The organism is Aeromonas sp. FDAARGOS 1403 (genome assembly GCF_019047325.1).
GTDB lineage: Bacteria > Pseudomonadota > Gammaproteobacteria > Enterobacterales > Aeromonadaceae > Aeromonas > Aeromonas dhakensis.
Genome location: NZ_CP077249.1, coordinates 4,495,934 through 4,511,130, shown reverse-complemented (window position 1 = coordinate 4,511,130; position 15,197 = coordinate 4,495,934). Strand labels below are relative to the sequence as shown.

Sequence of the window (15,197 nt, the reverse complement as noted above, 5' to 3'; positions counted from 1 at the left end):
AACTGCGATGAGAACAACAATAGGTAAGGCAACCAGAGTGGCCCTGCTGTTTTGCGTCGGTGCATGGGGCCAGGCCTGGGCGGTGGCCACCCTGCAGGAGGTCAAAGTCAATCCGCTGATGGCCGATCAACTGCTGCTGGAGCTGAGTTTCAGTGAACCGGTCAGCGGGTTTACCGATCGGCTATCCTATGAACCCAACCAGTTGCTGCTGCATGTGCCGGGGGCGGTGGGGGCACTCAACGTGAATCCCCTGCCCATCAAGCAGCAGGGGGTGGATAACATCAAGGTAGAGGGCAAGGGGGCGGGTCTCGATATCAAGATTGCGCTCGATCAACTGACTCCCTATCAGGTGCACCAGCAGGGCAACAAGCTGTTAGTTGCGTTGGGGGACAAGGCGGCCATGCCGCTGCCAACCACGACCTCTTCCTCCGGGATGGTGGCTCCCCAGCCGAATTCGTCCGCCCTTATCAATACCCCGCCGGCAACCTCGTCGGCATTAATCAACAGCCAGCAGCTTGCCCGCCAGAGTGCCCCGGTGGCGGCGCCGGTTGCCAGCAAACCTGTGTTGCCAACCCCGCAAACTTCGGCCAGTGGCGCTTACTTCAACTCCGTCAAAGGCGTGGATTTTCGACGTGGCAAGGACGGACAGGGGGAATTTCTGGTGACGCTGGATAACAGCTCTGCCGCCGTGGACGTCAGCAGCCGCGGTCAGACTGTGCTGGCCAAGTTTCACGGCACCCGGGTTCCGGACGACCTGCTCAATCTGATCAATGTGCAGGATTTTGCCACCCCTGTTTCTCAGGTTGAGGTGTTTCGCCAGGGCAATGACACCCTGTTCGAGCTGTCGGTCAATGGCCAGTTTGATTATCGCTACGACCAGGCAGACAAGATGTTCATCGTCGAGGTGAAAAAGCGCACCGCAGCGAGTGCCGGCAAGCAGTATCAGGGCAAACCCATCTCTCTCAATTTCCAGGATATTCCGGTCAGAACCGTGTTGCAGCTCATCGCGGATTTCAACAATCTCAACCTGGTGACCACGGACTCGGTGTCGGGCAACATCACCCTGCGGCTGGATGGGGTGCCCTGGGAGCAGGCCCTCGACATCATCTTGAAGGTGCGTGGACTCGACAAGCGGCTCGACAACAACATTCTGCTGGTTGCACCGGCAGAAGAGATTGCCGCCCGCGAGAAACAGCAGCTGGAGAGTCGCAATCAGGTCGCCGATCTGGCTCCGCTCTACACCGAATACCTGCAGATAAACTATGCCAAGGCATCCGAGGTGGCGGCGCTGCTTTCGTCTGAAAGCACCAAGCTGCTCTCTGCCAAGGGGGCGGTGAGCGTGGATGAGCGGACCAACGTGCTGGTAGTCAAGGACACCGCCGACGTCATCAGCAACATCAAGCGCATGCTGGATATTCTGGATATCCCGGTCAAGCAGGTGGTGATCGAAGCGCGCATGGTGACCATAGACGACGGCTTCGACGAGGCACTCGGGGTACGCTGGGGGGTGACCAAGAACGATGGTCACGGCAACAGTACCTCGGGCTCCATCGAGGGCAATGATGGTTCCGGCAACAACAACGGTGGCTCGACCATTACCCGTCCCGGGGTGGACGATCGGTTGAACGTCAATCTGCCGGTGACCAACGCCGCCGGTACCCTGGCCTTCCAGGTGGCGCGGCTGGCGAACGGCACCTTGTTGGATCTCGAGTTGTCGGCACTGGAGAAGGAGAGCAAGGCCGAGATCATTGCCAGCCCCCGGGTGACTACCGCTAACCAGAAGCCGGCGCTGATCGAACAAGGGACCGAGATACCCTATGTGGAGTCCTCCTCCAGCGGGGCTACCTCGGTCACCTTCAAGAAGGCAGTGCTGAGTCTCAAGGTGACACCGCAGATCACTCCCGACAACAGGGTGATCCTGGATCTGACCGTGACCCAGGACACCAAGGGTGAAACCGTACCTACCGGTACCGGCGATGCCGTCTCCATCAACGCCCAGTCGATCACCACCCAGGTGCTGGTCAACAATGGCGAGACACTGGTGCTGGGCGGTATCTATCAGCAGACTATTACAAACGATGTGACCAAGGTCCCCCTGCTGGGTGATATCCCGGGTCTGGGGGTACTGTTTCGCAAGACGACCAGCGCGAACAAAAAGCGGGAGCTGCTGATTTTCGTGACACCGAAGATAGTCACCGAGACTTTCTGAAGACTTTACATGTGAAGGTAAAACACATATAACCTTACGCCCCAATGAGGCTGGGGCGTAAGGGCTGCGGTTGCCAGTCCTGATTTCTATTGAGATAATCCCCCTCCTGATCCATCGCAAGATAAGGTTCATAGGTACCCCGATCGAGAGTTTGTCGGGGTCGTACAGTTTGTAATTACTAACGAAAAGACATGGCTGAGAAACGCAATATTTTCCTGATAGGTCCCATGGGTGCGGGCAAGAGCACCATAGGTAGACATCTGGCAGAACAACTGCATATGGAGTTTTTCGACTCAGATCATGAGATTGAGCGCCGCAGTGGTGCCGATATCGGCTGGGTGTTCGATGTTGAAGGCGAAGAGGGTTTCCGGATCCGCGAAGAGAAGGTCATTGGTGACCTTTCCGAACAGCAGGGTATCGTGCTGGCAACGGGTGGCGGTGCCATCAAGAGCCGTGAAACACGCAACAAACTCTCTGCTCGCGGCATCGTGGTGTACCTCGAGACCACCATTGAGAAGCAGCTGGCCCGGACGCAACGTGACAAACGTCGCCCGCTGCTGCAAACCGAAGAGCCGCCGCGCGAAGTACTCGAGCGTCTGGCGCAAGAGCGCAACGCCCTGTACGAAGAAGTGGCTGACTTTGTCATCCAGACTGATGACCAGAGCGCAAAAGTTGTTGCCAATCAAATCGTCAAGTTGATCGGCATGTAATCAAGAGGACGTCCATGGAAAGGTTGAAGGTCGAACTGGGTGAACGCAGCTATCCCATCGAGATAGCGGCAGGTCTGTTGCAGCATGCAGAGGTGCTGACGCAAACCATCAAGGGCAAGCGGGTCATGATAGTGACCAACATCGTTGTCGCCCCCTTGTATCTTGAGCGCATTACCCAGCTGCTGTCCGGTTATAAGGTTGAACACCTGATCCTGCCGGATGGCGAGGCCTACAAGAACCTGGCAACCTTCGAGCGGATCATGTCCGCTCTGCTGGAAACCAACCATGGCCGTGATACCACTCTGATCGCCCTGGGGGGCGGTGTGATAGGCGACGTGGTCGGCTTTGCTGCGGCAAGCTACCAGCGTGGCATTCCTTTCATTCAAGTGCCTACCACACTGCTCTCCCAGGTTGACTCCTCCGTCGGCGGCAAGACCGCCGTCAACCATCCTCTCGGCAAGAACATGATCGGGGCCTTCTATCAGCCCAGACACGTGGTCATCGACACCGAGTGCCTTCAGACCCTGCCTGCCCGTGAATTCGCCGCCGGCATGGCCGAGGTGATCAAGTACGGCATCATCTGGGATGTCGAATTCTTCTGCTGGCTCGAAGCCAACATGTCCCGTCTGCAGGCGCAGGAGCCGGCCGCGCTGGCCTATGCCATCCGCCGCTGCTGCGAAATCAAGGCCGACGTGGTCGGTCAGGACGAGACCGAGCATGGCGTGCGTGCCCTGCTCAACCTGGGTCATACCTTCGGCCATGCCATCGAAGCCGAAAAGGGCTACGGCAACTGGCTGCACGGCGAAGCCGTGGCGGCGGGCACCATGCTGGCTGCCTGGACCGCACAGGCCCGTGGCGATGTGACCGAGCAGGACGTAGCCCGTATCCGGGCGCTGCTGCTGGCGGCCAATCTGCCGGTACAGGCCCCGCCCGAGATGGATTTTGCCGCCTTCATTCGCCACATGCGTCGCGACAAGAAGGTACTGGAAGGCAAACTGCGTCTGGTGCTGCCGGTTGGCATCGGTCATGCCCAGGTGGTGGCCGATGTCTCCGATGCTGAACTGCTGGCGGTGATCGAGTCTGGTCGTGACAAATAAACTGCTGAAGCTTCCTTCCCAGCGGCAGCTGGTTGACCGGCTGCTGCATCTGATTGAATTCAATCATCCTTTCATTTTTCTTTCCGGCAAACCCGGCAGCGGTCGCGGCACCTTGTGCCAGGACATGCTCGATCGTCTGCCTGAAAAAGTCCGCGTCGCCAGCCTCATCGGCAGTCCGGCCATGAAGATGGTGGACGTGCGTCAGCTGTTGCTGCCCCAGGTGGTGGCCCGCCCGCTGTTCAATCCACAGGATGCGCTGGCAGACAGCTTCTTTCGCATGCTGGAGGGCAAACCGGCCACATTGCTGCTGCTGATCGAACGGGCAGACGAGCTGCCGGCCGAACTGGTTGGCGAGCTGTGGAGTCTGTGCCGCCACAACGACACCCTGGCTGTGCCCCATCAGCTGGCGATCATGGTGTCCGGCAGTGACGTCTGGTGTCGCACCCAGAAGGCGTTGCTCAAAGGGCGTGCCATGCCGGCACTGGAGCTGGAAGTCGCGCCGCTGAGCGCCCCCGAACAACGTATCTTCTTGTATGAGAAGGCCAAAGAGCTCAAGATCCCGACAGCCCTCTTGCCCAAGCCGAAAGTGGAAGAGATCCTGAAAGTGGCGAATGGACATCCGTCCACCATCATGCAGTTACTGGAGGATATCATGACCGACAGAAGGCCCAAGAAACGTCAGGCCGATTTGCCCGTCAAGAAGATTGCGACCCTGCTGGCACTGGTTGCCGGCGGCCTGCTGGCCCTGAGTTATCTGCTGCCGGCCCTGTTCAGCAGTGATGACAAAGGGGCCGTGTCTGAACCCGCCCAGAGCACGGCGCTGCCGATCCCCGTGTCGGGTGGCGATCCGCTCACCGTCGGCGGCAGCAACAGCAGCCAGAACGGCAATCAGAGTGTGAACAATGATGGTGCCGCCACCAATCAGGGTGGTGTGGTTCGTGACTGGCAGCCCGATGCCAAGGCCTTGCCCAAGGCGGTGGAGAGCGACACGGTTACCACCGAATCGACCAACTACGAGGGGCGCCGGGTGGTGATCTCCGACGAGGTGGTCGAGAAGCTGATGAAGCAGCCCAACGTCAGCGGAGCCCTGCCCACGGCGGTTGTGGATGAGCTGACCGGTGCCGATTCCCGGGCTGCAGCCACCCAGGATGCGCCTGCCAAGCAGGCGGCCACACCCAATGCCACCGCCCAGGCTGCCCAGCCAGTAACAGCCGCCAAGGCTCAGTCAGCGCAGGCTACCAGCAAGCCGGTGGTCAAACCGGCTGCCGCCGAGCCGCTGGCGACACCTGCACCCAAGGTGGCGCTGACTCCCGCCGCTACCCTGAACAAGAAGCCGCGCAGCCACTACAGCATCCAGCTGATGGGGGCGAGCAACACCAAGGCGGTTGACAAGTTCGTGGCCGAGAATGGCCTTGCCGGCAAGATCTGGGTCTATCAGACCCAGTTCCGCGGCAGCCCCTGGTATGTGGTGCTGCAGGGGGACTACGCCAGCAGCAACCAGGCCAAGGCCGCCATTCGCAAGCTGTCGCCCGCCTTGCTGAAGGGTCAACCCTGGCCCAAGTCGTTTGCGCAGGTACAAAAAGAGTTGAAGCAATAGCCATTTTGGCCGGGAAGGGGGTAGAATCGTCCCCCTTTTTTGGTCGATGCCTTCTTAACACCGGATTTCCATGAAAAAAACACGCGCTTTTTTAAAATGGGCCGGGGGAAAATACTCCCTGGTTGAAGAGATTGCCGAGCGTTTGCCGGCCGGGCGTGTGTTGCTGGAGCCCTTCGTCGGGGCCGGGTCCGTGTTTCTCAACACCGACTACGACGCCTATGTGCTCAACGACATCAATCCGGATCTGATCGGGCTTTACAACCACCTCAAGCAGACGCCGGACAGCTTCATCGCCGAGGCGCGCAAGCTGTTCGTGGCCGAGCACAACCACAAGGCCGCCTACTACCGGCTGCGTACCCAGTTCAATCAGGCCGATACCAGTTTCGAGCGTGCTCTGCTGTTCCTGTTTCTGAATCGGCACGGTTTCAACGGCCTGTGCCGTTACAACAAGAAAGGGGGCTTCAACGTCCCGTTCGGTTCCTACAAGAAACCCTATTTCCCGGAAAAAGAGCTGTGGGCCTTCGCCGAGAAGGCACAGAAGGCGACCTTCATCTGTGAAAGTTATGCCGACGCCATCCAGCGCGCCGAAGAGGATTGGGTCATCTATTGCGATCCGCCCTATGCGCCGCTTTCCACCACGGCGAGCTTCACCACCTATTCGGCCGGCGGCTTTACCCTGGACGATCAGGCCGTGCTGGCCAGGCTGGCCCGCCACACCGCGGCCCGCAAAGGGGTGCCCGTGCTCATCAGCAACCACGACATCGAGTTGACCCGCGAACTCTATCGCGGTGCCCGCCTCGACGAGATCCTGGTCAAACGCACCATCAGCCGCAACGGTGGCACCCGCAACAAGGTAGCCGAGCTGCTGGCGCTCTATCCGCCCGGCATCGAGCCGGAGCAGGGCTACTACCCGAGCGACGCCGAACTGGCGCCACTCGGCTGAGACAGGCGGCACCTTGGGTGCCGTTTTTTATGTCTCCCGCGGGTGATGATGGCATTCGCTTTTTCCATACCGTGTGCGGGTCGCTTTCAGCATCCATTTGTGGTGATGATGGTGTCCGCTTTTTTCATACCCTGTGCGGGTCGTTTTCGGCGCTCGTTTGCGGTGATGATGGCGTTCGCTTTTTCCGTACCGTGTGCGGGTCGTTTTCGGCGCTCGTTTGCGGTAAAATTGCGCCGTTTTTTCTGCCACGCTGCCAATGGATGACGCTGATGAAAGACTTTCTGATTGCCCCCTCGATCCTCTCCGCCGACTTTGCCCGTCTGGGGGACGATGTCGCCAAGGTGCTGGCCGCCGGTGCCGACGTGGTCCATTTCGACGTGATGGACAACCATTATGTGCCCAACCTGACCATAGGCCCCATGGTCTGTCAGGCCCTGCGTGACTACGGTATCGAAGCCCCCATCGACGTGCACCTGATGGTCAAGCCGGTGGATCGCATCATTCCCGACTTTGCCAAGGCTGGCGCCTCCCTCATCACCTTCCACCCGGAAGCGTCCGACCACGTCGACCGCTCCCTGGGCCTCATCAAGGAGCAGGGCTGCCAGGCCGGTCTGGTGCTGAACCCGGCCACCCCGCTCACCTGCCTGGAATACGTGATGGACAAGCTGGACGTGATCCTGCTGATGTCGGTCAACCCGGGCTTCGGTGGCCAGAGCTTCATTCCTGGCACTCTCGACAAGCTGCGCCAGGTGCGCCGCCTGATCGACGAGAGCGGCCGTGACATCCGTCTCGAGATCGACGGCGGGGTCAAGGTGGAGAACATCCGTGAAATTGCCCAGGCAGGTGCCGACATGTTCGTGGCCGGCTCTGCCATCTTCAGCCGCCCGGACTACAAGGCGGTGATCGACGAGATGCGGGCGGAGCTCTCTCATGTCAAACGCTGAACGTAATTTTGACCTGGTGCTGTTCGATCTGGACGGCACCCTTATCGACAGCGCCCCGCAACTGGCGTTGGCGGTCAACCGTACGCTGACCGAACTCGGGCTGGCCGAGGCCGACGAGGCCGTGGTACGGACCTGGGTCGGCAACGGTGCCGACAAGCTGATCCAGCGTGCGCTGGACTATCGCGCGGCGCCCGAGCTGTTTGCCAGCGCCCGTCCGCTGTTTGATCGTCACTATCAGGCCTGCCTGCTGGAAGGGCTGGCCATGTATGACGGGGTCGAGCAGAGCCTGCGCCGCCTGCAGGCGCTGGGCTACCGGCAGGGGATCGTGACCAACAAGCCGAGCCACTTCGTGCAGCCGATCCTCGATGCCCTCGGCATCGCCGATTGCTTCGCGCTCTGGCTGGGGGGCAACTGCGTGCCCGTCAAGAAACCGAGCCCGGAACCGCTGCTGCTGGCCTGTCACGAGCTGGGCGTCAGCCCGTCGCGCACCCTGATGGTGGGCGACTCCGAAAATGACGTGCTGGCCGCCCAGGCCGCCGGCATGAAGGTGGTGGGGCTGACCTACGGCTACAACTATGGCCGTCCCATCGCAGAATCCCGCCCGGACTGGGTATGCGAGCAGTTTGCCCAGCTCGACGCGCTGCTGGCCGAATAAGCTGGCCAGGCAGGCCGAATAACAAGGATCAACACTCTGATGACTAAACCTATCGTATTGAGCGGGGCCCAACCGTCGGGCCAGCTGACCATCGGCAACTACATGGGGGCCCTGCGTCAGTGGGTCAACATGCAGGATGACTTCGACTGCCTCTACTGCATCGTCGATCTGCACGCCATCACCACCCGCCAGGATCCGGCCGCCCTGCGCAAGGCCTGCCTGGACGCCGCTGCCCTCTATCTGGCGGTGGGGATCGATCCGGCCAAGAGCACCGTCTTCATCCAGTCCCACGTGCCGCAGCACGCGGAGCTCGGCTGGATCCTGAACTGCTACACCCAGATGGGCGAGCTGTCGCGCATGACCCAGTTCAAGGACAAGTCCGCCCGTTTCGAGAACAACGTCAACGTCGGCCTGTTCGGCTATCCGGTACTGATGGCGGCCGACATCCTGCTCTATCAGGCCAATCAGGTGCCGGTGGGCAACGACCAGAAGCAGCACCTGGAGCTGACCCGCGACATCTGCACCCGCTTCAACAACCTCTACGGCGAGGTGTTCACCCTGCCGGAGCCCTTCATTCCGACCGAAGGTGCCCGGGTGATGAGCCTGCAGGATCCGACCAAGAAGATGTCCAAGTCGGATGACAACGAGGCCAACTTCATCGGCCTGCTGGAAGATCCCAAGCAGATCGTCAAGAAGATCAAGCGCGCGGTGACCGACTCCGACGAGCCGGCGGTGGTGCGTTTCGATCCGGAGAACAAGCCGGGGGTCTCCAACCTGCTGACCCTGATGTCCGGGGTGACAGGTCGCTCCATCCCCGAGCTGGAGCAGCATTTCGAAGGCAAGATGTACGGTCACCTCAAGACCGAAACCGCCGAGGCCGTGGTTGCCTTGCTGGAGCCGATCCAGGCGCGCTTCCACGAGCTGCGTCAGGATGAGGCTCATCTGCAGGCCATTTTGGCGGCAGGTGCACAAAAGGCGCGGGAAAGGGCTGAAAAAACCCTGGCCAGCGTATATGATGTAGTCGGCTTCGTTCCTCGAGCCTGACATACTGGGAAGGTGTAGTAGAAGAGAGCTGGGTATTTGCCTGGCTTTCTTTGTTTTACCCGACCTGCTATTCGTTGTTTTCATCTTCCAATTTCAAACGCGGGCGTCTGCCCCAAGAGTTAGCATGTCTGTCGAATCAAATACCACGATTGAAGAGTTGGGTGACAAGGGTCACTGGCTGCGCAAGTTCCGCAAGGCCAAGAACCTGCATACCCTGCAACTGATGGTCTCCAACGCCATCGACAAGCACCACAAAATCCCCGCCATCGCCGCCGCCATCTACCTGGCCGAGTGCCAGCGCGAGCGCGAGATGGAGCAGGGCCGCTATCTGGATCGTTAATTCTCTGCCCTGGTTGACCCATGCTGTTGTTGATCGATAACTACGACTCCTTTACCTGGAATCTGGTGCAATATTTTGGCGCCCTGGGACAGGAGGTGGTGGTGAAGCGCAATGACGAGCTGACGCTGGACGCCATCGCCCGGCTCTCTCCCCGTTATCTGGTGATCTCTCCCGGCCCCTGCACGCCAAACGAGGCGGGCATCTCTCTGGCGGCCATCTCCCGTTTTGCCGGCCAGCTTCCCATTCTCGGCGTCTGTCTCGGCCACCAGTCGCTGGCGCAGGCCTTTGGCGCCCGGGTGGTGCGCGCCCGTCAGGTGATGCACGGCAAGACCTCGCTCATCCGCCATCGGGGGGAGGGAGTCTTCAAGGGGCTCAACGACCCGCTGCGGGTCACCCGCTACCATTCGCTCATCGTGGAGCGCGACACCCTGCCCGATTGTCTCGAGATCACCGCCTGGAGCGAACATGCCGACGGCAGCCCGGACGAGATCATGGGCCTGCGCCATAAGCAGTTGAATATAGAGGGGGTTCAGTTCCATCCGGAGAGCATTTTGAGCGAACAGGGCCATCAATTGCTGGCCAATTTTCTGGCAAATTCCTGACAAGTTGTGATCGGCCTCTCAAAATCGTGATGAGGCCAAAAATATTTTCCCTGACACTTTATTCACCTGCCTCCCTGTCCAAATTATCTCTTGCCAACACCCCCTGAGCCGTTATGCAATGCGGTTGCCTAAAATCTCACGGGCAATCGAACATTGTTCCCTGTAACGCGCTTTGTTGCAGACTTTTAGCTTTTTTTCTGTGACAATGCCGATGTGTTTACATGGATTTAACTTTTGGGCGGTGGATTATTCTGTCGCCAGATCGAAGGAGAGCAATATGTCAGAGTTGTTGGCAGTGACACGTGAAGTGTTTGATGAAGTGATGGTTCCCAACTATGCGCCCGCCAAGATCATCCCGGTGCGTGGTGAAGGGTCACGTGTCTGGGATCAGGAAGGCCGTGAGTATGTGGACTTCGCCGGCGGGATCGCCGTCAATGGCTTGGGCCATTGCCATCCCAAGCTGGTCGAGGCCCTGAAAAGCCAGGGCGAGAAGCTGTGGCACCTCTCCAACGTGATGACCAACGAGCCGGCTCTGCGCCTGGCCAAGAAGCTGGTCGCCGCTACCTTCGCCGACAAGGTCTATTTCTGCAACTCCGGTGCCGAAGCCAACGAAGCCGCCCTCAAGCTGGCCCGTCGCTACGCCATCGAGAAGTTTGGCGCCCACAAGACCCAGATCATCGCCTTCCATCAGGGTTTCCACGGTCGTACCTTCTTTACCGTCAGTGTCGGTGGCCAGGCTGCCTACTCCGATGGTTTCGGTCCCAAGCCCGCTGACATCACCCACGTGGCTTACAACGATCTGGCCGCACTGGCTGAGGTCATCTCCGACAATACCTGCGCCGTGGTGATGGAGCCGCTGCAGGGCGAGGGTGGCATCATTCGTCCCACCGACGAGTTTGCCAAAGGGGTGCGCGAGCTGTGCGACCAGCACAACGCCCTGCTGATCTATGACGAAGTGCAATCCGGCGTCGGCCGTACCGGCGATCTGTTTGCCTACATGGGTCTGGGCGTCACGCCGGACATCCTCACCAGCGCCAAGGCGCTGGGCGGTGGCTTCCCCATCGGCGCCATGCTGACCACCACCGAAATCGCCTCCCACCTGAAAGTGGGCACTCACGGCTCTACCTACGGCGGCAACCCGCTGGCCTGTGCGGTGGCCGAGGCGGTGATCGACGTGATCAACACCCCGGAAGTGCTGAGCGGCATCAAGCAGCGCGAGCAGCTGTTCCGCGAAGGGCTGGAAGCCATCAACGCCAAGTACCACTGCTTCAGCGAAGTGCGTGGCAAGGGGCTGCTGCTGGGCGCCGTGCTGAACGACGACTACAAGGGGCGCTCCCGTGACTTCCTGCTGGCCTCCATCGATCAGGGCCTGATGGCGCTGGTTGCCGGTACCAACGTGGTACGTTTCGCGCCGTCCCTGGTGATTCCGGAAGCGGACATCAAGGAAGGGCTGGCCCGGTTCGAGAAAGCGGTTGCCCAGGTGGTTAACGCCTGATCCAAATTGAGGTGGGGAACCCGCCCGGCAGGAGCCGGGCCCCCACCTGTCGTCAATGAAAGGGAGTTGTCATTTATGTTGGTTATCCGTCCCATCGAGCAAAAAGATTTTGCCGGTCTCAAGACCTGTGCCATCGAATCCGGCACCGGCATGACCTCGTTGCCCGTCAACGATGAACTGCTGCAGCGCAAGATAGACGCCTCCACCCAGACCTTCTCGGACAAGCCTGCGGGCAAGGGTGACTGCCTCTATTTCTTCGTCGCCGAGGATCTGGAGACCGGCGAAATGGTCGGTACCTGCGCCATCGATGCGGCCGTGGGCCTGTCCCAGCCGTTCTACAACTATCACATCGGCAAGGTGGTGCACTCTTCCCCCAAGCTCGGCATCTACAACGTGGTGGAGACGCTCACCCTCTCCAACGACTACACCGGCAATTCCGAGCTCTGCACCCTGTTTCTGCGCGAATGCGCCCGCGAGGGGCTCAACGGCCGTCTGCTCTCCAAGCACCGCTTTCTGTTCATGGCCGAACACCCCGAGCTGTTTGACGAAACCGTCTTCGCCGAGATGCGTGGCGTCTCCGATGGCGATGGTCACAGCCCTTTCTACGAGTGGCTGCAAAAGCATTTCTTCTCGATGGATTTTCCCACCGTCGACTATCTCACCGGCATCGGCAAGAAGCGCTTCATCGCCGAGCTGATGCCCAAGTACCCCATCTACGTCAATCTGCTGAGCAACGAGGCGCGCGCCGTCATCGGTCAGACCCACGAGAAGACCCGCCCGGCCATCAAGATGCTGCAGGACGAAGGGTTCGTGAATCGTGGCTATGTCGACATCTTCGATGCCGGCCCCACCGTCGAGTGCGACGTGAAGAACATTCGCAGCGTGCGCCGCAGCCAGAAGCTGCGGGTACTGGTGGGCGAGCCCATCGGCGGCAAGACCCACCTGATCTGCAACACCCGCTACGAGCACTACCGCGCCTGCTACGGCAACATCCGGGTCGATCTCGACAAGCATGAGGCCATCATTCCGCCCAAGATGGCGGCGGCGCTCAAGGTGCAGGATGGCGACATGGTGCGTGCCGTCGATCTCGACTGATCCGGCTGGCGACGAAACCGAATATGAAACAGGCAGCCTCGGCTGCCTGCATACCACAGGGAGTGATTGGATGACTCATTTAGTGCAGTTTATCGACGGTCAGTGGCTGGCCGGTGAAGGCAAGCCGTTCGAATCAAAGGATCCGGCCAAGAATCAGGTGATCTGGCAAGGGGAGGCCGCCAGCGCCGCCCAGGTTGATGCCGCCGTCAAGGCCGCCCGCCAAGCCTTCTATCATTGGTCCGATCTGGCCCTCGACGATCGTCTGGCCATCGTGCGCCGCTACGCCGACCTGCTTGGCGAGCACAAGGAGGCGCTGGCCCTGACCATCGCCCGCGAGACCGGCAAGCCGCTGTGGGAGACCCGTACCGAGGTCGCCGCCATGCAGGGCAAGATCGCTATCTCCATCCGCGCCCATGACGAGCGCACCGGCACGGTGGAGAACCCCATGCCGGGCGCCAAGGCATTCGTGCGCCACAAGCCCCACGGCGTTGTCGCCGTGTTCGGCCCCTACAACTTCCCGGGCCACCTGCCCAACGGTCACATCGTGCCGGCGCTGATCGCTGGCAATACCGTGGTGTTCAAACCCTCCGAGCTGACCCCCATGGTGGCAGAGGCCATGGTCAAGGTGTGGCAGGAGGCGGGGCTGCCCAAGGGCGTGCTCAACCTGGTGCAGGGCGAGGTGGACACCGGCAAGGCGCTGGCCGGCAACCCGGACATCGACGGGCTCTTCTTCACCGGTTCGTCCCGCACCGGCCACTTCCTGCACCAGCAGTTTGCCGGCCAGCCGGGCAAGATCCTGGCCCTGGAAATGGGTGGCAACAACCCGCTGATCGTGAAAGACGTGAGCGACATCGACGGCGCCGTCCATGCCATCGTGCAATCCGCCTTCATCACCTCGGGCCAGCGCTGCACCTGTTCCCGTCGCCTGTTCGTCGAGCGCGGTGCGCGGGGCGATGCTCTGGTCAAGCGCCTGGTGGAGGTAGTCGGCCAGATCAAGGTCGGTCACTACGATGACGAGGCTCAGCCCTTTATGGGCGCCATGATCAGCGAGAAGGCAGCGCTCGGCATGGTCGAGGCGCAAGCCAACCTGCAGCGCCTCGGTGGCGAGAGCCTGCTCACTCTCAAGCACCTGGATGAGGGCACCGGCTTCGTCTCCCCAGGCATCATAGATGTCACTGCGGTCAGCGCGCTGCCGGATGAAGAGTACTTCGGCCCGCTGCTGCAGCTCATTCGCTACGACGACTTCGATGCCGCCATCGAGAAGGCGAACGCCACCAGCTTCGGCCTCTCGGCCGGCCTGCTCGGCGACAGCGAGGCGGACTGGAACCACTTCTTCAAGCGCATTCGCGCCGGCATCGTCAACTGGAACAAGCCCATCACCGGTGCCTCCAGTGCCGCCCCGTTCGGCGGTATCGGTGCCTCCGGCAACCACAGGGCGAGCGCCTACTACGCCGCAGACTACTGTGCGTATCCGGTCGCTTCCGTCGAAGACAGCAAGGCTGCTATGCCGGATCAGCTGTCTCCCGGCCTGAGCTTCTGACAACAACGAAAAGGGGGCACCTCAGGGTGCCCCTGTCTGTACCCGCAATCAAAGGAAAGAGAGATGCAAAAGGATATCGACACCCTGTTCAGTCATCTGTGGGACAACTACATCAAGGTGACCCCGAGTGCCCACAAGGTGCACACCCTGCTGGGGGGCGGTGAACCCATCGTCAACGATCACGTGGCGTTTCGTACCTACAACCTGCCCAAGCTGGGGCTGGAGAAGCTGGCGGCCCACTTCCTGGCGCTCGGCTACGAGCAGAAGGGCGAGTACGTGTTCAAGGCCAAGAAGCTCTACGCCAAGCACTTCGAGCACAAGGATCCGGACGCCCCCAAGGTGTTCATCAGCGAGCTGAAGGTTGAGGAGCTCTCCGAAGGCGCTCAGGCCATCATCCACAAGCTGGTGGATCAGGTGCCCGATCATCTGACCGATACCGCCGCCTTCCTCTATGCCGGTGCCCCCTGGCAGGTCTCCTATGCCGACTACCAGACTCTGCTGGCCGAAAGCGAGTATGCGGCCTGGATGGCGGCCTGGGGTTATCGCGCCAACCACTTCACCGTCAACATCAACCGCCTGCGGGATTTCGACACCATAGAGCAGGTGAACGCTGCTCTGAAGGCGGCCGGCTTCGTGCTCAACAGCGTGGGCGGCGAGGTGAAAGGGGACCCGCAGGTGATGCTGGAGCAATCCTCCACCATGGCCGACAAGGCGGACGTGGCCTTCAGCGACGGTGTGCGCACCATCCCGAGCTGCTTCTACGAATTCGCCCTGCGCTACCCGCAGGCCGACGGCGTGCTCTATCCGGGCTTCGTCGAGGCATCGGCTGACAAGATCTTCGAGTCCACCAACGCCATGTAAGCCGGGGCCGGGTGATTCCGGCACTGCTGCATGCAAAACGCCTCCCTTGCGGAGGCGTTTTCATT

At 60.6% G+C, this 15,197-nt stretch carries 14 protein-coding genes; all 14 read left to right on the top strand.

From position 1 onward, the window contains the following. Positions 1-7: 7 nt before the first annotated feature. The 14 genes from I6L33_RS20565 to I6L33_RS20500 all read left to right on the top strand — a co-directional run bounded on the left by I6L33_RS20565 (position 8) and on the right by I6L33_RS20500 (position 15,132). Entirely contained in the window at positions 8-2,209 is a 2,202-nt protein-coding gene (locus tag I6L33_RS20565) for a type IV pilus secretin PilQ (protein ID WP_201891794.1), read from the top strand. A gap of 191 nt (positions 2,210-2,400) precedes the next feature. Beyond that, positions 2,401-2,919: a shikimate kinase AroK gene (aroK, locus tag I6L33_RS20560; RefSeq protein WP_005298388.1), complete on the top strand. Its 519-nt coding sequence runs from the start codon at positions 2,401-2,403 to the stop codon at positions 2,917-2,919. Between the two features lie 14 nt (positions 2,920-2,933). Continuing rightward, complete coding sequence (aroB, locus tag I6L33_RS20555; RefSeq protein WP_216973250.1) at positions 2,934-4,016, top strand: 3-dehydroquinate synthase; 1,083 nt, start codon at positions 2,934-2,936, stop codon at positions 4,014-4,016. Beyond that, the gene (locus I6L33_RS20550) at positions 4,006-5,613 is read left to right on the top strand and encodes an SPOR domain-containing protein (RefSeq protein ID WP_216973249.1); all 1,608 of its coding nucleotides are present in this window, start codon (positions 4,006-4,008) and stop codon (positions 5,611-5,613) included. Before aroB ends, I6L33_RS20550 begins: the two co-directional genes overlap by 11 nt. 70 nt (positions 5,614-5,683) lie before the next feature. After that, positions 5,684-6,556 carry a Dam family site-specific DNA-(adenine-N6)-methyltransferase gene (locus I6L33_RS20545; RefSeq protein ID WP_017765003.1) on the top strand — a complete coding sequence of 291 codons (873 nt, stop codon included), beginning with the start codon at positions 5,684-5,686 and terminating at the stop codon, positions 6,554-6,556. Between the two features lie 269 nt (positions 6,557-6,825). Further along, positions 6,826-7,500 carry a ribulose-phosphate 3-epimerase gene (rpe, locus tag I6L33_RS20540; protein ID WP_010633199.1) on the top strand — a complete coding sequence of 225 codons (675 nt, stop codon included), beginning with the start codon at positions 6,826-6,828 and terminating at the stop codon, positions 7,498-7,500. Then, a complete protein-coding gene (locus I6L33_RS20535) occupies positions 7,487-8,155 on the top strand; it encodes a phosphoglycolate phosphatase (RefSeq protein WP_117402577.1) in 669 nt (222 codons plus the stop codon). The genes rpe and I6L33_RS20535 overlap by 14 nt, the downstream gene beginning before the upstream one ends. A 39-nt stretch (positions 8,156-8,194) precedes the next feature. Continuing rightward, the gene (gene trpS / locus I6L33_RS20530; protein WP_005298400.1) at positions 8,195-9,199 is read left to right on the top strand and encodes a tryptophan--tRNA ligase; all 1,005 of its coding nucleotides are present in this window, start codon (positions 8,195-8,197) and stop codon (positions 9,197-9,199) included. A gap of 124 nt (positions 9,200-9,323) precedes the next feature. After that, positions 9,324-9,539, top strand: a complete 216-nt coding sequence (locus I6L33_RS20525; protein WP_005298403.1) for a hypothetical protein — start codon at positions 9,324-9,326, stop codon at positions 9,537-9,539. A gap of 20 nt (positions 9,540-9,559) precedes the next feature. Beyond that, complete coding sequence (locus I6L33_RS20520) at positions 9,560-10,141, top strand: aminodeoxychorismate synthase component II (protein WP_017765005.1); 582 nt, start codon at positions 9,560-9,562, stop codon at positions 10,139-10,141. Between the two features lie 277 nt (positions 10,142-10,418). Beyond that, the gene (locus I6L33_RS20515; protein WP_216973248.1) at positions 10,419-11,636 is read left to right on the top strand and encodes an aspartate aminotransferase family protein; all 1,218 of its coding nucleotides are present in this window, start codon (positions 10,419-10,421) and stop codon (positions 11,634-11,636) included. A gap of 75 nt (positions 11,637-11,711) precedes the next feature. Then, positions 11,712-12,731: an arginine N-succinyltransferase gene (astA, locus tag I6L33_RS20510; protein ID WP_005298408.1), complete on the top strand. Its 1,020-nt coding sequence runs from the start codon at positions 11,712-11,714 to the stop codon at positions 12,729-12,731. A 70-nt stretch (positions 12,732-12,801) separates the two neighbouring features. Next, positions 12,802-14,271 carry a succinylglutamate-semialdehyde dehydrogenase gene (gene astD / locus I6L33_RS20505; RefSeq protein WP_026459006.1) on the top strand — a complete coding sequence of 490 codons (1,470 nt, stop codon included), beginning with the start codon at positions 12,802-12,804 and terminating at the stop codon, positions 14,269-14,271. A 63-nt stretch (positions 14,272-14,334) separates the two neighbouring features. Further along, entirely contained in the window at positions 14,335-15,132 is a 798-nt protein-coding gene (locus I6L33_RS20500) for a DUF1338 domain-containing protein (RefSeq protein WP_005298414.1), read from the top strand. Positions 15,133-15,197 lie beyond the last annotated feature (65 nt).

Bases quoted from the DNA above. Each gene is read 5' to 3' on its own strand.
- rpe (WP_010633199.1), top strand. From the start codon at position 6,826: ATGAAAGACTTTCTGATTGCCCCCTCGATCCTCTCCGCCGACTTTGCC.
- I6L33_RS20565 (WP_201891794.1), top strand. From the start codon at position 8: ATGAGAACAACAATAGGTAAGGCAACCAGAGTGGCCCTGCTGTTTTGC.
- I6L33_RS20500 (WP_005298414.1), top strand. From the start codon at position 14,335: ATGCAAAAGGATATCGACACCCTGTTCAGTCATCTGTGGGACAACTAC.
- I6L33_RS20525 (WP_005298403.1), top strand. From the start codon at position 9,324: ATGTCTGTCGAATCAAATACCACGATTGAAGAGTTGGGTGACAAGGGT.
- I6L33_RS20545 (WP_017765003.1), top strand. From the start codon at position 5,684: ATGAAAAAAACACGCGCTTTTTTAAAATGGGCCGGGGGAAAATACTCC.
- astD (WP_026459006.1), top strand. From the start codon at position 12,802: ATGACTCATTTAGTGCAGTTTATCGACGGTCAGTGGCTGGCCGGTGAA.
- aroB (WP_216973250.1), top strand. From the start codon at position 2,934: ATGGAAAGGTTGAAGGTCGAACTGGGTGAACGCAGCTATCCCATCGAG.
- astA (WP_005298408.1), top strand. From the start codon at position 11,712: ATGTTGGTTATCCGTCCCATCGAGCAAAAAGATTTTGCCGGTCTCAAG.
- trpS (WP_005298400.1), top strand. From the start codon at position 8,195: ATGACTAAACCTATCGTATTGAGCGGGGCCCAACCGTCGGGCCAGCTG.
- I6L33_RS20535 (WP_117402577.1), top strand. From the start codon at position 7,487: ATGTCAAACGCTGAACGTAATTTTGACCTGGTGCTGTTCGATCTGGAC.
- I6L33_RS20520 (WP_017765005.1), top strand. From the start codon at position 9,560: ATGCTGTTGTTGATCGATAACTACGACTCCTTTACCTGGAATCTGGTG.
- I6L33_RS20515 (WP_216973248.1), top strand. From the start codon at position 10,419: ATGTCAGAGTTGTTGGCAGTGACACGTGAAGTGTTTGATGAAGTGATG.
- aroK (WP_005298388.1), top strand. From the start codon at position 2,401: ATGGCTGAGAAACGCAATATTTTCCTGATAGGTCCCATGGGTGCGGGC.